The organism is Pseudorhodoferax sp., assembly GCF_047601025.1.
In the GTDB taxonomy this organism is placed as follows: Bacteria; Pseudomonadota; Gammaproteobacteria; order Burkholderiales; family Burkholderiaceae_C; genus Pseudorhodoferax.
This window is the reverse complement of record NZ_JASGJZ010000001.1, coordinates 853671-878516: the sequence shown is the minus strand read 5'-3', so window position 1 is coordinate 878516 and position 24846 is coordinate 853671. Positions and strand designations below refer to the sequence as shown.

The following is a 24846-nucleotide window of genomic DNA, read 5'->3' as shown; positions in this document are numbered from 1 at the left end:
AATCCATGCCCGTCCATCTCCTTCCCCCCCATCCCGCGGACCTGCACGCCGTGGCCGGCGTGCGCATCGGCGTCGCCGAGGCCGGCGTGCGCAAGGCCGGCCGCAAGGACCTGACGGTCGTGCTGCTCGACGAGGGCGCCTGCGTCGCCGGCGTGTTCACGCAGAACCGCTTCTGCGCCGCGCCGGTGCAGCTGTGCCGCCAGCACCTGGCGGCCGGCCACGGCATCCGGGCGCTGCTGGTCAACACCGGCAACGCCAACGCCGGCACCGGCAGCGACGGCCTGGCCCGCGCGCAGGCCACCTGCGTGGCGCTGGCGCAGCAGCTCGGGGTCGCGCCCGAGCAGATCCTGCCGTTCTCGACCGGCGTGATCATGGAGCCGCTGCCGAGCGAGCGCATCATCGCCGGCCTGCCGGCGGCCGTGGCCGACGCCCGGCCCGACCACTGGGCGCGCGCGGCCGAGGGCATCATGACCACGGACACCGTGCCCAAGGCCTTCAGCACGCAGGTGGTGCTGTCCGGCGTGCCGGTGGCCATCACCGGCATCAGCAAGGGTGCCGGCATGATCCGGCCGAACATGGCGACGATGCTGGGCTACCTGGCGACGGACGCGAAGATCGCGCCCGGCCTGATGCAGGACCTGGTCAAGGAACTGGCCGACGCCTCGTTCAACCGCGTGACCATCGACGGCGACACCTCGACCAACGACTCCTTCGTGCTGATCGCGACGCAGCAGGCGGCGCATCCGGTCGTCGCGTCCTGGGACCAGCCGGACGGCCGCGCGCTGAAGGCCGGCCTGCTGCAGGTCGCGCAGCAGCTGGCCCAGGCCATCGTGCGCGACGGCGAGGGCGCGACCAAGTTCATCACCGTGCGCGTGGAGGGCGGCCGGACCGCCGAGGAATGCCGGCTGGCGGCCTACGCGATCGCGCACTCGCCGCTGGTCAAGACGGCCTTCTTCGCCAGCGACCCGAACCTGGGCCGCATCCTGGCGGCCGTGGGCTACGCCGGCATCGCCGACCTGGACCAGACGAAGATCGAGCTGTTCCTGGACGACGTGCACGTGGTCACCCGCGGCGGCCGCCGTCCCGAGTACCGAGAGGAAGACGGCCAGCGCGTGATGCGGCAGAGCGAGATCACGATCCGCGTGGGCCTGGGCCGCGGCGAGGCCGTCGACACGGTCTGGACCTGCGATCTCTCGCACGACTACGTGAGCATCAACGCCGACTACAGATCATGAACGAGGCTTTCGAGCGCATGCTGCTGCGCGCCGAGCAACTGATGGCGCGCATCGAGCGCGTGCTGCCGGCGCCGCTTTCCGAACCCGACTGGGCGGCCTCCATCGCCTACCGCTACCGCAAGCGCAGTTCCGGCCATGCGCTGCTGGAGCCCGTGCGGCACGTGGGCGTCATGCGGCTGCCGGACCTGAAGGAGATCGACGGCCAGAAGGAGAAGATCCAGCGCAACACGCTGCAGTTCGTCGAGGGCAGGCCGGCCAACAACGTGCTGCTGACCGGCGCGCGCGGCACGGGCAAGTCCTCGCTGATCCGCGCCTGCCTGAACGAATACGCGCCGCGCGGCCTGCGCCTGATCGAGGTCGACAAGACCGACCTGACGGACCTGCCCGACATCGTCGAGGTGGTGGCCGGCCGGCCCGAGAAGTTCATCATCTTCTGCGACGACCTCAGCTTCGAGGACGGCGAGCCCGGCTACAAGGCGCTCAAGTCCATCCTCGACGGCTCGGTGGCCGCTGCCACGCCCAACGTGCTGATCTACGCGACCAGCAACCGCCGCCACCTGCTGCCCGAGTACATGAAGGAGAACCTCACGTACACGCACACGGAGGACGGCGAGGTGCATCCGGGCGAGGTGGTGGAGGAGAAGATCTCGCTGTCCGAGCGCTTCGGCCTGTGGGTCAGCTTCTACCCGTTCACGCAGGACGAGTACCTGGCCATCGTCGCGCAGTGGCTGGGCGCGTTCGGCGTGTCCCCTGCGGCGCAGCAGGCGGCGCGGCCCGAGGCGCTGGTCTGGGCGCTGGAGCGCGCCTCGCGCAGCGGCCGCGTGGCCTACCAGTTCGCGCGCGACTACGCCGGCCGGCACGCGGCGGCATGACCGCGCCGGCGCTGGTGGCCGACGGCGACCGGCCACGCGAAGGCGGGCCGGATCGCCGGCCCGTCGACGTCGCCGTCGGCGTGCTGCTCGACGCCGAGGGCCGCTTCCTGCTGACGTCGCGGCCCGAGGGCAAGGTCTACGCCGGCTACTGGGAGTTCCCGGGCGGCAAGCTGGAGGCCGGCGAAACCGTGGAGCAGGCGCTGCGCCGCGAACTGCAGGAGGAGATCGGCATCGTGATCGGCGCGGCCGAACCCTGGCGCGAGGAACTCGTGGACTATCCGCACGCGCTGGTCCGGCTCAGCTTCTGCAAGGTGCGGCACTGGACCGGCCAGCTGGAGATGCGCGAGGGCCAGCGCCATGCCTGGGCCGCGCTGCCGGTGCGGCTGGCACCGGTGCTGCCGGGCGCGCTGCCGGTGCTGGACTGGCTCGCCCGCGAACGCGGCTTCACCGGGCCGACCCATGGCGTGTGAGGCGATGGCGTCCTAGAACGTCGTCTTCACGGTGAAGGCGAAGGTTCTCGGATCGCCCAATGCCCGGGTGTTCGACCAGTACACCTTGTCCGCGATGTTCTGGACGGTGAAGTTGAACGTCGTCGGATATCGACCCAGCTTGGCGGCATATCGGATGCCCGCATCGAACAAGGTGTAGGCGGGCACGACGACGGTGTTGGCCTGGTCGTCGTATTTTTTGCCCGTGTAGTAGGCACCCCCCGACACGCTCAGGCCCTCGACGCCCGGAATCCGGTACTCGGCGTAGATCTTTGCCATCCTGCTGGCGGCGCCGGTGGGTTTCTTCCCGTCCAGCGCCGGGGTGTTGTTCTTCTTGAGGCTCAGGTCCATCACGGTGCCGCCGGCGATCAGCGTGAGGTTGTCCGTCACCTTGCCCGTGATGCCGATTTCCACGCCCTGGTGGACCTGCAGGCCGTCCCGGGTGCGCGTGATCCTGCCCGGCGTCCCGGCAGGGATGCTCAGATCCTCGGTGTCGAAGGTGTCGGCCTTCTCGATCCGGAACACGGCCAGGTTGAGCAGCGTCCGCTCGTTCAGCTTGTACTTCGCGCCGATTTCGTATTGCTTGCTGATGTAGGGGGCGAGAACCCCTCCCGGGTTGGCGTATTCCGGATCGTCGGGAATGGTGGCTCCCTGCTCCAGGCTCTCGATGTACGTGGCGTAGGTGCTCAGGCTGCTGAACGGCTTGTAGATCAGCGACAGCGTCGGCGTGAAGGCCGATTGGTCATAGCCGACCACGTTGGTTCGAAGGTTCTTTGTGGTGATGGAGGCATAGTTGCCCCCGACCAGCGCAGACCAGTGCTCGTTGAACTGGATGTCGTCCCCGATCAGGACGTTCTGGAACTGCGTCTTGTTGTTGGGCGTGGGCGCCTGCACCGCGCTGCCCCATCCTGCGGGCATCGGGAAGTTCCGGAACCCGTCGGGCGTGGTGTCCGCGGGGATCAGGAAGCTCGAACCACCCTGGCTGCTCTTGGTCTTTTCGGTGCTGGACGAGTAGCCGACCGTCAGCGTGTGCCGCACCCCGGCCGTTGCGAACTTAGCGTCCAGGTAGGCAGCGGCGCCGAGCTTGCTGTTTTCTCCCTTGGAGGGGTTGCCGTACCAGGAGTTGCGCTGAACGATGCCGTTCACGTACCGGATTCTGGCATCGCCGCCGGACCGGTCCACCTGTTCATGGAACACGCCGGTTCTCAGCGTGAAGACGTCGCTGATGTTCCACTTGACGCTGTTCTCGATCTTCTTCGACGTGAGTTGGTGCTTCTGCCATTCCGGGGTGTAGCTCTGGTTCCGCCGGATGCCGGCGCCGGAATAGTCGATGGGCTCGCCGCGGTTGCCGCCCCAGAAGATCGTCGGACCGGGGTTCTCGGTGTCCTTGTAGCTGATGCGCAGATCGGTATAGAAATCGTCGCTCGGCTTCAGGTCGAGCACCAGGCTGGCCGCACCGATTTTCTTTTTCTCCTTCCGGCTGGTCTCGCCATCCTGGTAGAGCGCGTTGAAGCGGTAGCCGAACACGCTGTTCCGGTCGATCTGTCCTCCCAGGTCGACGTGCCCGAAGTATGTGCTGCCGCCATAGCTGCCGACGCTGACCGTTCTCAGGTCGTGGAGCGTGGGTTTCTTGGTGACGTAGTTGACGGCACCGCCGACGCGTCCGCCGCCGTACAGGAAGCCGGTCGCGCCGTTGATGATCTCGACGCGCTCGATGTCCTGCATCATCGGCGTGCCGCCGACCCGGCTGGCGTAGGGCATGCCGTTGACGACGGGGTTGTTGACCTGGAATCCGCGGATGGTCACCCATGCGCCGTCCGTCGAATCGCTGGCGATGCGCGCGGTCTCCTGCGTGGTCGGGTTCATCCGGAAGATCTGGTCCATGTCCTTGGCGTTGGCGTTCTCGATCAGCTCCTCCGGGATGACGCTCATCGAATACGGCGTGTCCTGCAGATCCCGTGCACCCCAGAGGCCGACGCCGGTGATCTTCTTGACCAGATAGCCGTCCTCGGCGGTGCCGGTCTGTTCCTGGTCGGCGCTGACGGTGACCGTGGGCAGCTGGGTGGCCCCGGGCTCGGTGTGCGGCGCGCTCGTCTGTGCATGGGCCGTGCCGCCGCTTGCCGCGATCGTCAGCGCGACCAGGTGCAGGCGGGAATGGCCGCCGTACAGGGCGAGGGGTGATGCGAGCGAGGTGTGCAGACGCCGCTGCGGCGGCTGTGCGGATGGTCGGCGCTTGGTGCGGGCCATGGGAATCTCCGTTGGTTGGGGGAAGAGCTGGCTTCCCGGCCACGAGAGTCCCGGTGTTGTCGCTGGCGGGTCAGGAGTCTATTTGATAATTATTATCAGTTGCTGTTTTGAATGGCAAGCGGCTGCAGGGTGTGGGCGGCAAGCCACACGGCTGGATGCCTGTGTCGGGTACGGGGGGATGGGGCGCCGGCAGGGGAGGCTGCCGCGGGGCGGCCGCGCTCTGGCTGCCGCGGCTGAACCGGGCGTTACTGCAGCCGCGGATCGCCGAAGGGCTGGTCGTCCGGCGGCGTCGGGTCCGGCACCGAGAAGCTCTCGCTGGCCCAGGCGCCGAAGTCCAGGTTCTTGCAGCGTTCGCTGCAGAACGGGCGATAGGGATTACCGGGCGCGTACAGGCTCTTGCCCTTGCAGGTCGGGCAGTCGACCCAGCGTGCGGTCGTGGTGGGCGTGCCGGTGGCCATGGGCCTCAGGCGCACAGCGCCATTTCGAAGGCCGCATCTTCACTTGCGGGCTGCAGCTTGCCGTCCTCGCCCTGGTGCATCAGCCGCACCGACACCATCAGCCGGTTGCCGCTGATCTCGGGGATCAGGCCCAGCGCCGGATCGATGCGCAGCCGCATCAGGTTGTAGGTGCGGCCCTGCGGCAGGTTCTGCTGGAACTGGCCGGCCAGCGCCATGACCTTCTGCGGTGCGCCGGAATCGCGCAGCATCCTCAGCAGGTGCTGGATCGATTCGGCCAGCGGGGCCAGCGCGCCGGCCCATTCGGCGATGGCCTGGCGCCGCACCTCGGCGTCCAGGTGCTGCCAGTGGTAGTAGGCGGGCAGGTCGAAGCTGCAGGTGCCGGCCGGGATGCTGACGCGGCTGCGCAGGCTCATCAGCCAGTCGTTCTCGGTCAGCGGCTGGCCGGCCTTGCCGGACTGCTCGTGCAGGGCCGTGAAGCAGTGCTCCAGCTGCGCGATCACGTCCTCCAGCAGGCGCTGGTCGATCGAGGGGTTGTCGCGGTAGCCGGCCAACTGGGTCTTGTGACGCTCCAGGTCCTTCAGGACGTCGGACTTGAGGTCGGCGCGCGCGGCGACGTCCATGATCTCGAACAGCGTGACCAGCGCGAAATGGTGGTCGACCGGGGCCTCGCGCGGCATCAGCTCGACCAGGCGGCGGAACAGGTGCTCCAGGCGCAGATAGGTCCGGATGCGTTCGTTGAAAGGGTACTCGTACAGGATCACACTCGGCTTCCGTTCGCCGCCGATCATAGCCCGAAGGCTTGCGCGAACCCGTGCACCTCTATCCTCAGCTGTTCCAGGGAAATGCCGTCGTTGCAGATCACGGCGTCGGCCGCCGCCAGGCGCAGCGCGCGCGGCGCCTGTGCGGCGATGATGGCCCGCACGGCGGCCTCGGTCAGGCCGCTGCGCTGCATCACGCGGGCGATCTGCGTCTGCGGCTGGCAGTCCACGACCAAGACGGCATCCAGCTGCGCGCGCCAGCGGCCCGATTCGACCAGCAGCGGGATGTCGTGGACCACGCAGCGGCGGCCGGCGGCGAGGGCCGTGTCGTGTTGCTGCCGGCCCAGCAGGCCCACGAGCGGATGCACGATGGCTTCGAGCCGCCGCTTGGCCTCGGCATCGCCGAAGACCAGTTCGCGCATGCGCGCGCGGTCCAGCGCCCCTTCCGGGGTGATCAGCGCCGGGCCGAACGCGGCGCGCAGGGGTTCGATCGCCGCGCCGCCCGCGGCGGTCACGGCCCGCGCATTCGCGTCGGCGTCGATCAGCGCCGCGCCCAGGCCGGCCAGCATGGCCGCCACCGTGCTCTTGCCGCTGCCGATGCCGCCGGTCAGGCCCAGGATCTTCATGGGTCAGAACGGGAATGCGAACGGCGCCAGGTGCCGCACCTCGGCCGGCCCCAGCACCAGGCACAGCAGCCCGGCGCCGGCCAGGAACGGGCCGAAGGCGATCGGCACGTCCTTGTGCGCCAGGCGGCCGCGCAGCAGCAGCAGGCCGCCCAGCAGCGCGCCGACGACGGACGACAGCAGCAGGATGGCCAGCAGGTGGTCCGCGCCCAGCCAGGCGCCCAGCGCGGCCAGCAGCTTGAAGTCGCCGTAGCCCATGCCTTCCTTGCCGGTCAGCAGCCGGTAGGCGTGGAAGAAGCACCACAGCACCAGGTAGCCGGCGACGGCGCCCCAGACGGCCGAGGCCAGCGGCACGGTCCAGCCCAGCGCCGCAGCCACCAGGCCGGACCACAGCAGCAGGTAGTTCAGCGGGTCGGGCAGCAACTGGGTGTCCAGGTCGATCAGGAACTGGCACACGAGGAGTGCGGCGAACAGCGCCCACGCCGCCGCCGTCGGGCCGAGGCCCCAGCGCCAGGCGCACAGCGCGAACAGCACGCCGGTCGCCAGCTCGACCAGCGGGTAGCGTGCGCCGATGCGCTGCCGGCAGGCCGAGCAGGCGCCGCGCAGCGCCAGCCAGCTGAGTACCGGCAGGTTTTCGTACCAGGCGATCGGGTGGCCGCAGTGGTCGCAGCGCGAGCCCGGGCGTAGTAGATCCAGGCGCGGCAGGGCCTGCAGCGCCGCGCCGGCCGCTGCGGCGCTGGCGTGCAGCTGCGCCGGCGCGGCGCGCTGGCCGCGGAACACCAGGTCCCACAGCGACACTGGCACGCCCATCCGTGGGTCCGCGGCCATCAGGTTGTCGGCGGCCTCGCGCAGCCAGCCGCGGTACATCATGGCCGGCAGGCGGTGGACGACCACGTTCAGGAAGCTGCCGACCACCAGGCCGAGCACGCCGCCCAGCGCGGCGTCCAGCCAGGCGGGCGGCATCAGACGACCTGGCCGAGCTTGAAGATCGGCAGGTACATGGAGATCACGATGCTGCCGATCAGCCCGCCCAGGAACACGATGATGACGGGCTCCATCAGGCTGGACAGGCCGGCCACCATGTCGTCGACCTCCTGCTCGTAGAAGTCGGCCGCCTTGCCCAGCATGTGGTCGATGGAGCCGGATTCCTCGCCGATCGAGGTCATCTGCAGCACCATGCCCGGGAACACGCCGGCATGGGTCATGGCGCTGGTCAGGCTGGTGCCGATCGAGACTTCCTGCTGGATCTTGTCGGTGGCCACGGCGTAGACGACGTTGCCGGCGGCGCCGCCCACGGAGTCCAGCGCTTCGACCAGCGGCACGCCGGCCGCGAACATCGTGGCCAGCGTGCGCGTCCAGCGCGCGAGGCAGGACTTCTCGATCAGCGGGCCGAACACGGGCAGCTTGAGCAGCGCCCGGTCCATGACCTGCTGCACGCGCTCGTTGCGCCGCCAGGCCTGCATGGAGAAGTAGATGCCGCCGATCAGGCCGCCGAAGATCAGCCACCAGTACTGGACGAAGAATTCGGACACCGCGATCACCAGCAGCGTGGGGGTGGGCAGGTCGGCGCCGAAGGAGGAGAACACCTCCTTGAACGCCGGGATCACGAAGATCATGATCACCGCCACCACGACGAAGGCCACGAGGATGACCGAGATCGGGTACATCAGCGCCGACTTGATCTTGGACTTCAGCGCCTCGGTCTTCTCCATGTAGGTCGCCAGCCGGTCCAGCAGCGCCTCCAGGATGCCCGCGGCCTCGCCGGCCTCGACCAGGTTGCAGTACAGGCTGTCGAAGTACAGCGGGAACTTGCGGAACGCCGAGCTCAGCGAGCTGCCGGTCTCCACGTCCATGCGCACGTCGTTCAGCAGCCTGGTCACGTTGGCGTTGCTGTTGCCGCGGCCGACGATGTCGAAGGCCTGCAGCAGCGGCACGCCGGCCTTCATCATGGTGGCGAGCTGGCGCGTGAAGACCGCGATGTCCTTGGGCTTGACGGCCTTGCCCGAGCGCATCCTGCGCTTCCTGATCTTCGTGGGGAACACGCCCTGGCGTCGCAGCGAGGCCTGGACCTGGTTCTCGCCCGCGGCGCGCGTCTCGCCGCGGACCTGCTTGCCGTTGCGGTCCCGGCCTTCCCACTCGAAGACGAACTCCTTGACGTCCCTGGAGACTGCGGTGGCCATAGCGTTCCCGTTCGCGGTACTGGTACTACTCGTTGGTGACGGCGAGGACTTCCTCGAGCGAGGTCACGCCCAGCCGGACCTTGTGCAGCCCGGACTGCCGCAGCGAGCGCACGCCCTCGGCACGGGCCTGGCGGTCGATGTCCAGCGCGCTGCCGTCGGCCAGGATGATGCGCTGCAGTTCCTCGCTGATCGGCATGACCTGGTAGATGCCGACGCGGCCCTTGTAGCCGTTGTTGCACTGCTTGCATCCGACCGGATGGTAGGGCCGCCAGCTGCCGTCCAGCTCCGCCGGCGCGAAGCCCGCGTCCAGCAGCGCCTGCCGCGGCAGGTCCGCCGGCTGCTTGCAGCTGGGGCACAGCCGCCGGGCCAGCCGCTGCGCCGTGATCAGGATCACGCTGGAGGCGATGTTGAACGGCGCGATGCCCATGTTGCGCAGGCGCGTGAGGGTGGCCGGCGCGTCGTTGGTATGCAGTGTGGACAGCACCAGGTGGCCCGTTTGGGCGGCTTTGATCGCGATGTCGGCGGTCTCCACGTCGCGGATCTCGCCGACCATGATGATGTCCGGGTCCTGGCGCAGGAAGGAGCGCAGCGCCGCGGCGAAGGTCAGCCCCGCCTTCTCGTTCACGTTGACCTGGTTCACGCCCGGCAGGTTGATTTCCGACGGGTCTTCCGCCGTGGCGATGTTCACGCCGGGCTTGTTCAGCAGGTTCAGGCAGGTGTAGAGGGAAACCGTCTTGCCCGAACCGGTCGGACCGGTCACGAGGATCATGCCGTGGGGGCGGCCGATGGCGCGCAGCAGCCGCTCCTTTTCCTCGGGGTCGTAGCCGAGCGCGTCGATGCCCAGCTTGGCGCTGCTCGGGTCCAGGACGCGGATCACGATCTTTTCGCCGAACAGCGTGGGCAGCGTGCTGACGCGGAAGTCGATCACGCGGTCCGGCCCGATCTTGAGCTTCATGCGGCCGTCCTGCGGCACGCGCTTCTCGGAGATGTCCAGCCGCGAGATCACCTTGATGCGCGAGGCCAGCTTGTCCTTGATCGCGACCGGCGGCGAGGCGATCTCGCGCAGTTCGCCGTCGATGCGAAAGCGCACGCGGTAGGTGTGCTCGTAGGGCTCGAAGTGCAGGTCCGAGGCCCGCATCGCGATCGCGTCGAGCAGCATCTTGTGCAGGAACTTGACGACCGGCGCGTCCTCGATTTCCGACAGGGCGGCCGATTCGCCGGTGTCCGTCGCTGCGGCCACCGCGGCGTCGTCGAACTCGAACTCCGCGCCGGCCAGGGCCTGCATGGCCGTGCTGGGATGGCCGAGGCTGGTCTCCAGCATCCGCGCGAGTTTGTCGTACTCGGCGATGACCCAATCCACCGCCAGCTGGGTGGAGAACTTGATCTTCTCTGCCGCCTCCTGGTCCGACGGGTCGGCGGTGGCGACGGCCAGCCGGTTGCCGCGCCGCGACAGCGGCAGTACCCGGTAGGTCTGGCAGATCTTGGGGTCCAGCAGATCCTGCGGCAGGCGCTGCAGGTCCAGCGCGTCCAGGTCGATCACCGGCGCCGCGAAGGCTGCGGACATCGCGTGCGCGAGATCGAACGGCGACACGGCGGCCGACCCCGTGAGTTCCGCCATGAAGCTGGTGCGGTTCGCCTGCGCGTTGCGGTACAGCTCCTCGGCGGTCTGCTGGCTCAGCTTGCCGGCGGCAATGAGGGCCCTGCCGAGGCCGGGCAGGGCTACCGGGTGGGCGCTCTTCGCCTTGTCGACTGCAGCCATCCTCAAAATGTAGCAAATGCGCGCTGAGCGACACACCCTTGCGAAAGATTTGTTCATTCAGCGTACTTTGTTGTGCCGTGGCGACACTCCTGTCGGCCGCGAGCGACAATGCCGCGCAGGGCTGGCCGCCGCGCCAGCACGTTGCGCCTGCCACATGGAGGAGCCGATGTCCAGACTCAATCTCGCCGAAAACTTCAACCGTTTCTTCAGGATCGCGCCGGCACTGAGCGCCGCCGACCAGGAGAAGGTGTTCTTCATCCGCCACGACGTTTATGCCCGCGAACTGGGCTTCGAGCCGGTCCGCCCCGATCAGCGGGAGACCGACGCCTACGATGCGCGGGCCGCGCACTGCCTGCTGCGCACCGCCGAGGCTTCGCCGCGGCTCGTGGGCTGCGCACGCGTCGTGTTCGCCGATCCGCAGGATCCCCAGGCGCTGCTGCCGTTCGAGAAGGCCTGCCGTGACTCGCTGTTCCGCGACCAGATCGACCCCTCGCGCCTGCCGCGCGACCGCATCGCGGAAGTGTCGCGGCTGGCCGTGCTGTCCGACTTCCGGCGCCGCCGCGGCGAGGCGCACAAGGCGGTTGCGCTGGACGTGCAGGACTTCGGCGACGCGCAGCAGCCGCGCTTTCCGTACATTCCCGTGTCGCTGTACTTGGCGGCCGTCCTGCTGGCGCAGCGCAGGCAGGTCGAATACCTGTTCACGTTGACGGAGCCGCGGCTGGCCGAGCATTTCGCCAAGCTGGGCGTGGAAGTGACGCAGATCGGAGCGCCGATCGAGCACAGGGGCACGCGGGTGCCTTCGGTGATCCGCGTGGCCACGGTGGAGACCAGGCTGCGGCTGATGATCCAGCCGCTGTGGAAGGCGATCGATAGCCAGATGGCGCAGCAGTACGCGCAGGAGTCCGCTTCGTGAAGATCCTCGTTACGGGAGCTGCCGGTTTCATCGGCATGGGGGTTGCGCGCAAATTGCTGGCGCGAGGCGACGAAGTCGTCGGACTGGACAATCTCAATGACTACTACGACGTCCGCCTGAAGGAGGACCGGCTGGCGCAGCTGCAGCAGGCGTCCGGCTTCCGTTTCGTGCGCATGGACGTGGCCGATCGTGCGGGCATGGCCGCGCTGTTCGAGCGCGAACGTTTCGACCGCGTCGTGCATCTGGCGGCCCAGGCGGGGGTGCGCTATTCGCTGCGCAACCCGCACGCCTATGTGGACAGCAATCTGGTGGGCTTCGTGAACATCCTGGAGGCCTGCCGCCACCAGCAGGTGCAGCATCTGGTCTATGCGTCCAGCTCCAGCGTCTACGGTGGCAACACCAAGATGCCGTTCGCCGAGCGCGATCCGGTGGACCATCCGGTCAGCCTCTATGCGGCGACCAAGAAAGCCAACGAATTGATGGCGCATACCTACAGCCATCTGTACGGCCTGCCGACGACCGGCTTGCGCTTCTTCACCGTGTACGGCCCCTGGGGTCGGCCGGACATGGCCTTGTTCCTGTTCACCAAGGCCATCCTCGAGCAGCGGCCGATCGACGTTTACAACTTCGGCGAGATGCAGCGCGACTTTACCTATGTCGACGATGTCGTGGAAGGGGTGGTGCGCGTCCTCGACCGCCCGGCGCAGTCCGACCCAGCCTTCGACGCCGCCGCGCCGGATCCGTCCACCAGCCATGCGCCATACCGCGTCTTCAACATCGGCAACCGCAATCCGGTCCCGCTGCTGGAATTCATCGGCTGCATCGAGCAAGCCCTGGGCCGGCAGGCCGAAAAGCGCTTGCTGCCGCTGCAGGACGGCGACGTGCTGGCGACCTATGCCGATACGGATGCGCTGCAGCAATGGGTCGGCTTCCTGCCGTCCACGCCGATCGCACAGGGCATCTACCGCTTCGTCGAGTGGTACCGGGGCTACTACCGGGTCTGAGTTTCAGCGGTAGCGTCCCGGCGCCAGGATGTCGTGCGGGTCGAGGCTCTCGCGCAGTCGCGCGTGAAAGCGCGTGGCCGTGTCCTGCAGGCCGACCAGCTTCGACATGCCGGCTACGCCGACGCGGTAGGGGAAATAGCCCAGTGCCCGCCCCGCATCGACGAGTTCTTCGTAGCACGCCTGGGCGGCCGCGACCTTGTCCGGCTGGTCGCGCTCGAACACGATCGGCACGGTGCTGTCCACCAGCTTGTCGCTGAGCGTGGTGAACGTGATCAGCGGCTCGATGCCGTGGCGGCGCGTCACCTGCTTGACCATGTCGACGTAGCCGCGCATGGCGCTGGGGCGCATCGGCACCAGCGGTGCGTACCAGATCAATCCACAGCCGTCACGCGCCGGGTCGCGCTGGCTGCCGCGCGGTGCGTTCGCGTTGCGCCAATAGGCCAATGGCAGGGCGGTTTCATTGGGACGCCCCGCCACCAGTTCCAGCGACAGGGCCAGTGTTTCGGCCGTGCTGCCCAGTCGCTTGACCATCGCGCCCGGCAAGCGCTTGGCCAGCCGGGCCAGGCTCTTGGCGCCGCTCGGCGTGACGAAGATGAGGCGGCTGGCGATGCCGGACAGGGCGCTGCGGATCTCCCGCTGCGCGGCCGCCACGACGCGGCGCGTGCCGTAGAGAGTGCCGAAGCCCGTCCACGGCAGGATCTGGTACTGCCTTCCCAGTTCCTGGACGACGTTGGGCGGGATCAGGCCATCGGGCCCGAGCTGGTCTGCGGGGTAGGGAGCCGACATCGCCAGTAAACGGTGCTGGTTCATCAGATTGATGGCGCCCACCGTGCCGGGCAACCTGCCCAGGATCTGTCGCACGCGCTCGACAGCCTTTTCCAGCAGGGCGTCGTCTTTCAGGCTGAACAGGCACGCCTTGATGCACTCCGGGCGTCGCGCCAGCAGGATGCTCATGCGCGTCACGATCCCGAAACCGCTTTGCGTGAACAGGCCCGGCGAGTAGGGGCCGACGCCCCACTTGAACAGACGTGCCAGTTCTTCGCCGCCAGCTTCGCGCAGGGCGGTCCGGTACAGGGAGCCGTCCGGCAGCACCGCCTCGAGGTCGGTCACTGCGGCGAAGTGGTCGGTCAGCGGCGTCACGCCATAGCCGCGTTCGAGGGCATTGGCCAGCAGGCTGCACGTCGGACCGGCGCCGGTGACCGGCACGAGATACGGATGGCCTTCGCGGTCCAGGAAATCCGCCAGCATGCCTTGCGTCACGCCCGGCTCCACCGTGGCGACGCCGAACTCCGCATCGAAATGCACAATGCGCTGCAACCGGCCGAGGTCCACCAGCACGCTGCCGGAGCGTGCAGGGAGCGCGGTGCCGTAGCCCCAGTTGTGGCCAGTGCTGATCGGATAGATGGAGACGTGGTAGGCGTGTGCGATCCGCACGACTTCCTGCACCTGGGTGATCTCTACAATTTGCAGTGCTGCCAGGATGTGTCGTTCGGCGCCCGTCGTGTCCTGCCCATAGGTGCGCAGGGCCCGGTCAGCGTTGAGCACGTGGTCTGCGCCTAGCAGTTGCGTCCAGGCGGCGAGTGCTTGGTCGAGGTTCATTGTGTGCATTTTTAGCGCGAATGATCGGCCGTGGCGTGGAGAATTGAGGGGTCAACCGGGTGCACCTGCACCGGTCGTCGCCCGTGCGTCATCGTGGGTGGCGAGGGAAGTGCGCTATAGTGCCCCGCTCCGTAGCCGCATCGAATACTGTAGGGGATTATCTTGAAAATTCATCACTCCATTATCCGGCGTGTATTGTGCAGGCTTGGGTTCGTGCTGGCAGCTGCGTCCGTGGTGGGCTGTGCTTCGAACAAATATCCTCCGGCTCCCGCCTTGGCGGCTTCTGGGGACTATAACTACATCGTAGGTCCTGGTGACGATCTGAACATCATTGTCTGGCGCAATCCGGAGCTCTCTCAAACGGTACCGGTAAGGCCTGATGGAAAGATATCCACGCCATTGGTCGATGAATTGGTGGCGCAGGGTAAGACTTCCACGGAGATTGCGCGAGAAATCGAGAATCTGCTCGGGAAGTTCGTGCGTGACCCCGTCGTGACCGTGGTCGTGACCACGTTTGTGGGGCCGTATAGCGAGCAGATCCGCGTTGTGGGCGAGGCGGCCAAGCCGCAATTCCTGCCTTATAAGCAAAAGATGACTTTGCTTGATGTCATGATTGCCGTAGGTGGATTGACGGATTTTGCCGACGGAAATGGCGCAACGATCTTGCGTACGTCCGAAGGAGGAAGGCAGTACTCCGTGCGGCTGCGTGACCTCGTCAAGCGGGGTGACATTTCGAATAACGTCGAGATGAAGCCGGGCGATATCCTGGTGATTCCGCAAAGCTGGTTCTGACCGATGGACGAGTTGATCAGTCAGGTTTCCAATTTCGCCAAGGGTGCATGGAAATACCGGTGGTGGGGGCTGCTCGCGGCATGGATCGTCGCGATCGTGGGTTCTGCCGTAGTGTTAAGGATCCCCGATAAATATGAAGCGTCTGCACGTATCTTCGTCGATACGCAGTCCATTTTGAAGCCGCTGATGTCCGGCTTGGCGGTTCAGCCCAATGTGAATCAGCAGGTTGCGATGCTAAGCCGTACGCTGATCAGTCGCCCGAACGTGGAAAAGCTGATTCGTATGGCGGATTTGGATCTGAAGACGCAATCGCCTGCTGAGCGCGAGAAAATGATCGACTCGCTGATGGGTGAGTTGCAGATTCGTAGTGCGGGACGCGACAATCTTTACACGATCACATATCAGGATTCCGTGCCTCAGCGGGCGCAGCGGGTGGTTCAATCGCTCGTGTCCATCTTCGTGGAATCGAGTCTGGGTGATTCGCGTAAGGACACAGAGGCTGCGCAGAAGTTTATCGCTGACCAGATTCGGATGTACGAGGCGCGCCTGCAGGAGGCTGAAACACGGTTGAAGGATTTCAGGCTGCGCAATATTGAAATGCAGTCCCAGGCAGGGCCAGACGCTGCTGCGCGCATTGGCGAGCTTGCAGGGCAATACAATCAGGCGCGTCTGGAGTTGATAGAGGCCGAGCGCGCGCGGGATACGGCCAAGCGCCAACTTGATGCCGAGCGGGCCGCGATCGCTACCGCGGCCAAGAGTGCTGATGCGAGCCGCTTGTTCCCGACGCCGCAGCTCGATGCCCGTTTGGATGAACAAAAGCGCGCGCTTGATACGCTATTACAGCGATTCACCGACGAGCATCCGGATGTCGTGGCGACGCGTCGTGCGATCAAGGAGTTGGAAGCCCAAAAACACCGTGAGGTCGAAGAGCAGCGCAAGGCGGCAATGGCCAACCCGGCTAGCGCAGCGACTTCCAGCCCTGTGACGCAGGAGTTGGGACGTCTGCTTGCCACAGCGGAAGTGCAGGTCGCGTCGCTGAGTGCGCGGGTTGCCGAATACAAGTCGCGCTACGAACGCGCGCAAGAGCAGGCCAAAACGGCGCCGCAAATTGAGGCAGAGTTTGCACAGCTGAACCGTGACTATGCAATCAACAAGAAGAATTATGAGGATCTGGTTGCTCGGCGCGAATCGGCTTCGCTGACCGGAAATTTGGACTCCGTCGCAGGTGTGGCCGACTTCCGTTTGATCGATCCGCCACGTGTGTCGCCGCGCCCAGTCGCACCCAACCGGTCGCTGCTGCTGTTGGGCGCTTTGATTGTTTCGCTCGGCGCGGGCGTGGCGGTTGCTATCGGGCTTGGACAAGTCAGGCCTGTGTTCCACAACGCACAGTCGCTGCGCCATGCGGTCGGTTTGCCACTGCTAGGAGTGGTGACACTGATGATCAGCGAAGAGGCAAAGCAGCAGGAGCGCAGAAATCTTCTCAAGTTTGCTGTTGCATCCGGAAGCCTTGTGGTGTGTTTCGGACTGGGAATCGGATTGATGGCTGTAATGGCCAGCAGGGTCGCGTGAGGATGCTATGAGCAGTTTGATCGAACAGGCTTCCCGTCGACTTGAGCAGTTGCGACAAGCCGGAGTGGCTGTGCCGGATGTGGTGGTTCCGCCGAAATCGGTGGAGTTGGCAGCTCCGGCGGCGCTGGCGCGCGCTCCGGTCATGTCGCGCCAAGTGACTCTTGATCTTGACGCGTTGACGGCTGCGGGCTTTGTCAGCCCCAACGCTCCACGGTCTCAGATCGCCGATCAGTACCGGGTGATCAAGCGTCCACTGATCGCCAATGCCATGGGAAAAGGGACGGCGCCCGTGGTTAATGGCAACCTCATCATGGTTACCAGTGCCGTAGCCGGTGAGGGCAAGAGCTTCAATGCGTTGAATCTCGCAATGAGCATCGCGACAGAACTGGACAACACGGTGATGCTGGTCGATGCGGATGTCGCCAGACCCTCGATTCTGCGCATGCTGGGCTTGCCGGCGAGCCGCGGTTTGCTGGATTTGCTGGTGGATGATCAGGTCGAACTTTCGCAGGTGCTGCTGCGAACGAATATCGACAAACTATCGCTGCTTCCCAGCGGTACACCCCACACGCGCGCAACCGAACTGTTGGCCAGCGACGCCATGACGGCGCTGATTGGTGATATTGCCAAGCGGTATTCCGATCGCATCATCATCTTCGATTCGCCGCCGCTGCTGCTGACGACCGAGTCCCGGGTGCTCGCGACCCATATGGGCCAGATCGTGATGGTGGTGCATGCAGGCAAGACATTGCAGAGCGACGTTCAGCATGCGCTGGCGACCATCGAATCCTGTCCTGTGAAGATGATGGTGTTGAATCAGGCGAGGAGCGCCTCTGGGGGCGGCTATGGGTATGGATATGGGTATGGACATGGATATGGGTACGGCCAGCACTGAGGCATGTCGTCGATGCCTGTTTTGATGGCTTCCCGCTTGCTCATTGCCGGAAAGGGCTTGCGTGCGACTAGTCTTGCGTGCCTGCTCTGCATTGCCTCATTGTCCAATGCGCAATCGCGTGGGGACATTGCTTCTGCCGCGGGTCTTCCCCGGTCTGCTGTTGGAGAGACGGACTCTGGAGAGCGCGAGCGGTCTGTGTCTTTCGTCCCGCGCGTGAATGTTGAAGGTACTTGGACGAGTAATGTCCGTCCGCAGGCAGGTGGTGTGGGGGCCAGCGGGTCTGATTTCGTGATGTCGGTCCAGCCCGGTTTTCGGTTCACGGCGGATGGAGATCGACTCAAGGCTTACGCTGACTATTCGTTTCGGCGCTTGTTCTATGCGAGCCATTCTTCGCTGAATCGTAATCAGAATAGCCTGAACGCTTTCGGATCCTATGAATTGGCGGAAAACTTTGCCTTCATCGACTTCAACGGAAGAATGTCGCAGGATACGATCTCGGCATTCGGATCGCTGGCAGATGATGGTGTCAGCATCAACAACAACCGTACCGAAACGCGCATGTACCGTGTTTCACCTTATGTGCGTGGATGGTTCGGTGATTGGGCGAACTATCAGGCGCGTTATGCACGTACCATGTACAGGGCCAAATCGGTTGGCACTGCAGACTACGATTTGGATGAATACTCGTTGCTGCTGAACAGTGGAAGTCAATTGCGTGCGTTTAGTTGGACGTTGGATACTAGCCGGCAAACTCAGGATTACATTGTGGGCCGTGGTTATGAATCCAGCCGGATCCGGCTATTCTTGACCTATCTGTTCACGCCCCAGTTGAGCGTATCGTTGATTCCTGGCTGGGAGTCGAACAATTATGCTTCCCAGGAGAACGACAAGCAGAGCGATGTGACTATGGGAGGGCGTGTTCAATGGGCTATCTCCAATCGCACGAACGTGTCTGCGCTGCTGGAAAAGCGTGTTTTCGGAAATGCACACGCGATCAGTTTTGAGCATCGTACCCCGCGTACGGCGTGGCGCTTCTCAGATACACGCGATGCATCAGCGACTCCAGGGCAGAATACGTCGTTCAGCATGGGGCCGCTGTACGATCTTTTGTTCTATCAGTTCGCTTCGGTCGAACCAGATCCTGTCTTGCGTGCGCAATTGGTCGAGAGTTACTTGGCGCAGACTGGGGAAGATGGCTCCAGAAACGTGGATCTGAGCTTGCTCACATCGGCGATGACACTGAACCGCCGGCAGAACTTGTCCTTTACCCTGTTGGGGCTGCGCGATTCGCTGACCTTCATGGCTTCGCGTCAAGAGACTAGCCGCTTGCTGCAGATTGGTGCCGGAGGCGACCTCGGCAGTTCCAACTTCGTGCGTCAGCATGGATTCAGCGTGGCGTATTCGCGCCGGCTGACTCCGTTGACTTCCTTCAACGTGGTCGCTTCGCAGAGTCGATCGTCCGGCGAGAACACCCGCATGCAGCGTAGCGAGTTGCGATCGCTCGATGTCGGCTTGTCCACGCGCCTGAGCAAGGACACGACGGCTACGGTGGGCGTGCGACGCATCCTTTCCGATACTGCCGCAGCCTCGTCGTACACCGAATCATCGGTGCGTGGCGGGCTTTCCATGCGGTTCTGATTCCATGTATGAAACTTACTATGGGTTGAGCAGCAAGCCCTTTCAGCTCAATCCCGATCCCGCTTTCTATTTCGCCAGCAAGCAGCACAGACGCGCCAAGGCGTACCTGGATTACGGCGTACTGCGCAACGAGGGCTTCATCGTCATCACGGGTGAGGTCGGTGCCGGCAAGACCACGATCGTGCGTGGTCTGCTTGACAGCCTGGATGCCAGCAAGGTTGTAGCAGGCAACGTCGTCAGCACGCAACTGGAGGCCGACGACACATTGCGCATGGTCGCAGCGGCGTTCGGTGTACGCGTCAAGGACGCGTCCAAGGCCGACCTGTTGATGGCGCTGGAGGCCTTCCTGGTCGGCCAGACCGTACAGGGCAAGCGCTGCCTGCTGATCGTCGATGAGGCCCAGAACCTGACGCCGCCCGCTGTTGAGGAACTGCGCATGCTGTCGAATTTTCAGTTCGGCAACCAGGCTTTGCTGCAGAGTTTTCTCGTGGGTCAGCCCGAGTTCCGCGAGATCCTGCAGCACCCGCAGATGCAGCAGTTGCGCCAGCGCGTCATCGCGGCCTGCCACATCGGCCCGCTGGACCTGGAGGAAACCCAGGGCTACATCGAGCATCGGCTGAAATGTGCCGGCAGCACTGGCCGGCCCCACTTCGAGCCTGAGGCCTTTGCCGTCATCTTCGAAGCCAGCGGAGGCATTCCGCGCCGGATCAATGCGATCTGCGATCGGATGCTGCTGCTCGGCTTCCTCAATGAGAAGGACACCTTGACCGCGGAAGATGCCAGCGCCGTGGCCCAGGAGATCCGCGAAGAGTCTGGCACGACGCGCACGGCAGTGATGGCGTCGCCGGCCGAGGCGCCGTCGCTGGAGTTCGATGCGGACTTCAACGATCTGCAGTTCGATCCGGCCGTGCTGGACGGTGTGGACGCACGGATCACCAGCCTGGGTCAGGAACATCAGGGCGACCGCCTGCAACGTCTCGAGCGCAGTTTGCTGCGCCTGGAGCGCATCAATTTGGAATTGCTTGCCATGCTGAAAAAACTCGTGGCGTCTGCCAGGCGCGGCGCAGAGGAGAAAGCCTCGTGACTGCCTCGGCTCCCATCACGAACGCCTTGACCATCGACGTCGAGGACTACTTCCAGGTTTCGGCCTTCGCTCCCTATATCCGGCGAGACGAGTGGGATGCGCGGGAATGCCGTGTGGAGCGCAACGTCCATCGCATCTTGGACATGCTGTCCGAACGCGGCGCGAAGGCCACGTTCTTCACGCTCGGCTGGATTGCCGAACGCTATCCGCAGATCGTGCGCAGGATCGTCGCCGAGGGCCATGAACTGGCCAGCCATGGCTACGGTCACGAGCGAGCCAGCGATTTGAGTGAACCCGCCTTTCTCGACGACGTCCAGCGCGCGAAGGCGATCCTGGAAGACATCGGCGGTGTGGCTGTCAAGGGCTACCGTGCGCCCAGCTTCTCCATCGGCACCGGTAACCTGTGGGCGTTCGACTGCCTGCTCGCGGCGGGCTATCGGTACAGCTCCAGCATCTACCCGATCCAGCACGACCACTACGGCATGCCGGACGCGCCCCGCTTCGCCTACCAGGTACGCGATGGCCTGCTGGAGATTCCCGTCACGACGTTGCGCGTGCTGAATCGCAACCTGCCCTCCAGCGGCGGTGGCTACTTTCGCCTGCTGCCGTACGGCCTGTCGCGCTGGATGCTCGGTCGAGTGAACGGCGGCGACCACGAGGCGGCGATCTTCTACTTCCACCCCTGGGAGATCGATCCGGGGCAACCGCGTGTGGCCGGGATCGACGCCAAGTCGCGCTTCCGTCACTACGTGAACATTGGCCGCATGGAGAAGCGTCTGCAACGACTGCTGACCGATTTCCGCTGGGGCCGCATGGACCAGATTTTCTTGAACCGAACCGTCGCCTCCGTGGCGACCACGGCCTGACCGATTGCGATGCTGACCGTCAAACACCTTGCGCCGGGCGACATGGCGGGGGCCCGGCGCTGGGACGCTTTTGTCCTGCGCTGCCCGTCGGCCACCTTTTTCCACCGCGCTGGCTGGCAGAGTCTGCTGCGCGACGTGTTCCGGCACGACAGCCACTACCTCTATGCCGAGAACGATGGCCAAATCGAGGGCGTGTTGCCGCTCGGCCATGTCAAGAGTCGATTGTTCGGCAACGCGCTGGTCAGCCTGCCTTTCGGCGTCTATGGCGGAGTGGCTGCGACCAACGATGCGGCGGCGGCGGCGCTGGAGCAGCAGGCTCAGGCCATCGCGCGCCGGCTCGGCGTCGACCATCTGGAACTGCGCAACCTGCAGCGCCGGCATGAAGATTGGCCGATGCAGGATCTGTACGTCACGTTTCGCAAGATCCTGTCTGCGGACGACGAAGCCAACATGCAGGCCATCCCGCGCAAGCAACGCGCCATGGTGCGCAAGGGCATCAAGAACGGCCTGCAGAGCCATGTCGATCCGACGGTGGACCGCTTCTTCGCGTTGTACGCCGACAACGTGCACCGGCACGGCACCCCGCCGATGTCCAAGCGCTACTTCCAGGCACTGCAGCGCACGTTCGGCGAAGACTGCGAGGTGCTGACGGTCACCACGGCCGAAGGCAAGCCGCTCAGCAGCGTGCTGAGCTTTTACTTCCGCGACGAGGTGTTGCCCTACTACGCCGGTGACGACGAGGCTGCGCGCGACCTGGCTGCCAACGACTTCAAGTATTGGGAGTTGATGCGCCGTGCCGCGGCGCGTGGCATCCGCGTGTTCGACTATGGCCGCAGCAAGCAGGGCACGGGCTCGTTCTCGTTCAAGAAGAACTGGGGCTTCGAGCCGCAGCCGCTGTACTACGAGTACCAGCTCTACAAGCGCGACGCAATCCCGCAGAACAACCCTTCGAACGCCAAGTACCAGTTCGTGATCCGCACCTGGCGGCGGATGCCGCGCGCCGTGGTCAATTTCATCGGTCCGCACATCGTGCGCAACCTGGGTTGATGCCGCCATGGCCACACTGCTGTACTTGGTGCACCGCCTGCCCTATCCGCCCAACAAGGGTGACAAGGTGCGCTCGTATCACCTGCTGCGGCACCTGCAGCGTTCGCACCGGGTGCTGTTGGGCACGTTCATCGACGATCCACAGGACGAGGCGCATCTGCCGGCTCTGCGCGCGTTTTGCCCCGACCTGTACGTGGCCCGCCTGCATCCGGGCCGTGCCCGCCTGCGCAGTCTGACCGGGCTGCTGCGCGGCGAGGCGCTGACGCTGGCCTACTACCGCGACGCTGGTCTGGCGCAATGGGTGCGGGAGATGCAGGCCGTGCATCGGGTGGATGCGACGGTGGTGTTCTCCTCGGCGATGGCGCAGTACGCGCCGGCCGACCTGCCGATGCTGGTCGATTTCGTCGACCTGGATTCGGCCAAGTGGACCCAGTACGCTGCGGCGCGCCCCTGGCCGCTGTCCTGGCTGTACCGGCGCGAAGGCGAACGGCTGCTGGCGTTCGAGCGTAGCGTGGCGCGTCGCGCGCGTCACTCCTTCTTCGTCACGCCGCAGGAGACCGATCTGTTCCGGGCCCGTGCCCAGGAAAGCGCGACACGCGTGGAACCGCTCGGCAACGGCGTCGACGCGGGCTTCTTCGTGCCGGACGCGGCGCGTCCGTCGCCCTATGCCGAAGGCGAACTGCCGCTGGTGTTCACTGGTGCCATGGACTACTGGCCCAACATCGATGCCGCGACCTGGTTTTGTGCCGAGATGCTGCCGACGCTGCGACAGCGCTGGCCACAGTTGCGCTTCTACATCGTCGGCCGCAACCCGGCGCCAGCCGTGCAGGCGTTGGCGTCCGAGGCCGTGGTCGTAACCGGCACTGTGGACGACGTGCGCCCCTATTTGCAGCACGCGGCGCTGGTGGTGGCGCCACTGCGCGTGGCGCGTGGCATCCAGAACAAGATCCTCGAAGCCATGGCCATGGCCAAGGCTGTGGTCGCGACGGCCGAATGCGCCCAGGCGATCGGCGCGCGCGCAGGCGTCGAGATGTTTCCCGCATCCGATGCGGCCGACTTCGTGGCCCAGGTCCATGGCTTGCTTGCCGATCCGGCGCGCGTGGCCACCGTGGGTGTGGCCGCACGCGCCAAGGTACTGGACAGCTTCAGCTGGGATGCGCACCTGTCCGGCATCGACCGCCATCTCCACCTTGCCACGCCGGCTGCGCCGGCGCTCGCACCGACATGAACAGTCGCCCCATGCCCCTGACGTCTGCTTCCGTGCAGTCCGTGCCTTCCTCGCCTTGGCAGCGGTCGATGACCATCTTCGTGCTGGTCGTTGCTGGTCTGCTGCTGCTGTACCGCGAAACTGTCGTGGGCATGGTCTCGATCTGGGCCCGGTCGGAGACCTACGCCCACGGTTTTCTGGTGCTGCCGATCGTGCTGTGGTTGGTGTGGCGCCAGCGCCATGCCTTGGCCCGCCTGGTGCCGCAGCCCAGTGCGCTGGCTGTGCTGCTGATGGCCGGCGCGGCGGCATTGTGGCTGGCCGGCGATCTGGTGGCCGTCAATGCCGCCACGCAACTGGCGCTGATCGCGCTGCTGGTGCTGGCGGTGCCGGCCGTGCTGGGCTGGCGCGTGGCCGGGGCGCTGCTGTTTCCGCTGTTCTTCATGTTCTTCGCGGTGCCGATCGGTGACTTCATGATGCCCAAGCTCATGGAGTGGACGGCCGACTTCACCGTGCTGGCGCTGCGCCTGTCGGGCATTCCGGTGTACCGCGAAGGCCAGCAGTTCGTGATCCCCTCGGGCCATTGGTCGGTGGTCGAGGCCTGCAGCGGTATCCGCTACCTGATTGCCTCGGTCACCGTGGGTGCGCTGTTCGCTTACCTGAACTATCAGTCGGCGCGCAAGCGCGCACTGTTCGTGCTGGTGTCCATCCTGGTGCCGCTGGTCGCCAACTGGCTGCGCGCCTACATGATCGTGATGTTGGGCCACTACTCGGGCAACACCATTGCCACCGGCGTGGACCACCTGATCTACGGCTGGCTGTTCTTCGGCGTGGTGATTCTGATCATGTTCGCGATCGGCGCACGCTGGGCCGACACGGCGCCCGAGGTGCCGGCGGCGCTGCCCGCGGCGACCGGTGCCCGGCGAGAGGGCCAGGCAATGGCACGTCCGGCGGTGCTGCTCGCGCTGGTGCTGGTCGCATTGGCGCCGCATGGCGTGATCTGGGCGCTGGAACGCACCCAGAACCAGGCGCAGCCCCAGTTGGCGCTGCAGGCGGAACTGCAGGATGGTTGGCAACTGGCCGAGCCGCCGTCGCCGGACTGGAAACCCGCGTTCCAGAATCCGTCGGCCGAACTGGTCCGCGGAGCCGCCAAGGATGGCCGGCAGGTCGGCATCTACATTGGCTACTACCGCAACCAGAGCACCGAGCGCAAGCTGGTGAGCTCCGAGAATCAGCTGGCGCGAACTGCCGAGAAGAAATGGGCGCAGGTGGCATCGTCCGGCGCCACCGCACCCTGGAATGGCGGCGACGTGGCCGTGCGCCAAGCGGAGCTGCGCAGCTCGATCGTCAGCGATGTGGCGGCGCCGCGGCTGCTGGTCTGGCAGCTCTACTGGGTCAACGGGCGGCTGATCGCCAGCGATGCGACGGCCAAGATCCACGGCGCGCTGTCCCGGCTGACCGGGCAGGGCGACGATTCGGCGGTCGTCATCGTCTACACCCCGGTGCGCGAAGGGGAAGATCCGCGCGAAACGCTGGCGGCCTTCGTGCGCGCCAACGGCCAGGCCATCGAGGCCAGCCTGCAGCAGACGCGTGCGCGCTGACGAGGGAGAAACCA

At 65.5% G+C, this 24846-nt stretch carries 22 protein-coding genes; 14 read left to right on the top strand and 8 right to left on the bottom strand.

The annotated features are described in order from the left end of the window. The first annotated feature begins 5 nt into the window (after positions 1–5). Genes argJ through QM782_RS04180 form a run of 3 tightly spaced genes read left to right on the top strand, consistent with a single transcriptional unit; the run spans position 6 to position 2577 of the window. Complete coding sequence (argJ, locus tag QM782_RS04190; protein WP_415201672.1) at positions 6–1235, top strand: bifunctional glutamate N-acetyltransferase/amino-acid acetyltransferase ArgJ; 1230 nt, start codon at positions 6–8, stop codon at positions 1233–1235. Further along, positions 1232–2107: an ATP-binding protein gene (locus QM782_RS04185; protein WP_415201671.1), complete on the top strand. Its 876-nt coding sequence runs from the start codon at positions 1232–1234 to the stop codon at positions 2105–2107. The genes argJ and QM782_RS04185 overlap by 4 nt, the downstream gene beginning before the upstream one ends. Continuing rightward, the gene (locus tag QM782_RS04180) at positions 2104–2577 is read left to right on the top strand and encodes an NUDIX domain-containing protein (RefSeq protein WP_415201670.1); all 474 of its coding nucleotides are present in this window, start codon (positions 2104–2106) and stop codon (positions 2575–2577) included. The genes QM782_RS04185 and QM782_RS04180 overlap by 4 nt, the downstream gene beginning before the upstream one ends. A 12-nt stretch (positions 2578–2589) precedes the next feature. Here QM782_RS04180 and QM782_RS04175 read toward each other — a convergent pair whose 3' ends face one another. From QM782_RS04175 to pilB, 7 genes are all read right to left on the bottom strand, one after another. Then, positions 2590–4842, bottom strand: a complete 2253-nt coding sequence (locus QM782_RS04175) for a TonB-dependent siderophore receptor (protein ID WP_415201669.1) — start codon at positions 4840–4842, stop codon at positions 2590–2592. Between the two features lie 245 nt (positions 4843–5087). Then, complete coding sequence (locus QM782_RS04170) at positions 5088–5300, bottom strand: DNA gyrase inhibitor YacG (protein WP_415201668.1); 213 nt, start codon at positions 5298–5300, stop codon at positions 5088–5090. A gap of 5 nt (positions 5301–5305) precedes the next feature. After that, positions 5306–6061 (bottom strand): cell division protein ZapD, encoded by a 756-nt coding sequence (gene zapD / locus QM782_RS04165; RefSeq protein ID WP_415201667.1) that lies wholly within the window; start codon positions 6059–6061, stop codon positions 5306–5308. 23 nt (positions 6062–6084) lie between these two features. After that, positions 6085–6684: a dephospho-CoA kinase gene (gene coaE, locus QM782_RS04160; RefSeq protein ID WP_415201666.1), complete on the bottom strand. Its 600-nt coding sequence runs from the start codon at positions 6682–6684 to the stop codon at positions 6085–6087. A gap of 3 nt (positions 6685–6687) precedes the next feature. Then, complete coding sequence (locus QM782_RS04155) at positions 6688–7644, bottom strand: prepilin peptidase (protein ID WP_415201665.1); 957 nt, start codon at positions 7642–7644, stop codon at positions 6688–6690. Beyond that, positions 7644–8861: a type II secretion system F family protein gene (locus QM782_RS04150; RefSeq protein ID WP_415201664.1), complete on the bottom strand. Its 1218-nt coding sequence runs from the start codon at positions 8859–8861 to the stop codon at positions 7644–7646. The genes QM782_RS04155 and QM782_RS04150 overlap by 1 nt, the downstream gene beginning before the upstream one ends. A 25-nt stretch (positions 8862–8886) precedes the next feature. Beyond that, the gene (gene pilB, locus QM782_RS04145; protein ID WP_415201663.1) at positions 8887–10620 is read right to left on the bottom strand and encodes a type IV-A pilus assembly ATPase PilB; all 1734 of its coding nucleotides are present in this window, start codon (positions 10618–10620) and stop codon (positions 8887–8889) included. Between the two features lie 16 nt (positions 10621–10636). Between pilB and QM782_RS04140 the strand changes: the two genes are divergently transcribed. Together QM782_RS04140 and QM782_RS04135 are read left to right on the top strand one after the other, a co-directional pair. Continuing rightward, on the top strand, positions 10637–11533 hold the full coding sequence (locus QM782_RS04140) for a PEP-CTERM/exosortase system-associated acyltransferase (protein WP_415201662.1): 897 nt from the start codon (positions 10637–10639) through the stop codon (positions 11531–11533). After that, positions 11530–12537 carry an NAD-dependent epimerase gene (locus QM782_RS04135; protein ID WP_415201661.1) on the top strand — a complete coding sequence of 336 codons (1008 nt, stop codon included), beginning with the start codon at positions 11530–11532 and terminating at the stop codon, positions 12535–12537. The genes QM782_RS04140 and QM782_RS04135 overlap by 4 nt, the downstream gene beginning before the upstream one ends. 3 nt (positions 12538–12540) lie before the next feature. On the opposite strand, the gene QM782_RS04130 is transcribed toward QM782_RS04135, so the two are convergent. After that, entirely contained in the window at positions 12541–14136 is a 1596-nt protein-coding gene (locus QM782_RS04130) for an FAD-binding oxidoreductase (RefSeq protein ID WP_415201660.1), read from the bottom strand. Positions 14137–14298: 162 nt separating this feature from the next. Between QM782_RS04130 and QM782_RS04125 the strand changes: the two genes are divergently transcribed. From QM782_RS04125 to xrtA, 9 genes are all read left to right on the top strand, one after another. Continuing rightward, complete coding sequence (locus QM782_RS04125; RefSeq protein ID WP_415201659.1) at positions 14299–14928, top strand: XrtA/PEP-CTERM system exopolysaccharide export protein; 630 nt, start codon at positions 14299–14301, stop codon at positions 14926–14928. A 3-nt stretch (positions 14929–14931) separates the two neighbouring features. Continuing rightward, positions 14932–16497 (top strand): XrtA system polysaccharide chain length determinant, encoded by a 1566-nt coding sequence (locus tag QM782_RS04120; protein WP_415201658.1) that lies wholly within the window; start codon positions 14932–14934, stop codon positions 16495–16497. Between the two features lie 7 nt (positions 16498–16504). Next, a complete protein-coding gene (locus QM782_RS04115) occupies positions 16505–17392 on the top strand; it encodes an XrtA-associated tyrosine autokinase (RefSeq protein WP_415201657.1) in 888 nt (295 codons plus the stop codon). A gap of 195 nt (positions 17393–17587) precedes the next feature. Next, complete coding sequence (locus QM782_RS04110) at positions 17588–19030, top strand: TIGR03016 family PEP-CTERM system-associated outer membrane protein (protein ID WP_415201656.1); 1443 nt, start codon at positions 17588–17590, stop codon at positions 19028–19030. 4 nt (positions 19031–19034) lie between these two features. Continuing rightward, on the top strand, positions 19035–20114 hold the full coding sequence (locus QM782_RS04105; RefSeq protein WP_415201655.1) for an XrtA/PEP-CTERM system-associated ATPase: 1080 nt from the start codon (positions 19035–19037) through the stop codon (positions 20112–20114). Positions 20115–20140: 26 nt separating this feature from the next. Further along, a complete protein-coding gene (locus QM782_RS04100) occupies positions 20141–20980 on the top strand; it encodes an XrtA system polysaccharide deacetylase (RefSeq protein ID WP_415201654.1) in 840 nt (279 codons plus the stop codon). A 9-nt stretch (positions 20981–20989) separates the two neighbouring features. Further along, entirely contained in the window at positions 20990–22027 is a 1038-nt protein-coding gene (locus QM782_RS04095) for a FemAB family XrtA/PEP-CTERM system-associated protein (protein ID WP_415201653.1), read from the top strand. Positions 22028–22034: 7 nt separating this feature from the next. Next, positions 22035–23255: a TIGR03087 family PEP-CTERM/XrtA system glycosyltransferase gene (locus tag QM782_RS04090; protein WP_415201652.1), complete on the top strand. Its 1221-nt coding sequence runs from the start codon at positions 22035–22037 to the stop codon at positions 23253–23255. An 11-nt stretch (positions 23256–23266) separates the two neighbouring features. Next, a complete protein-coding gene (gene xrtA, locus QM782_RS04085) occupies positions 23267–24832 on the top strand; it encodes an exosortase A (protein ID WP_415201651.1) in 1566 nt (521 codons plus the stop codon). The last annotated feature ends 14 nt before the right edge of the window (positions 24833–24846 follow it).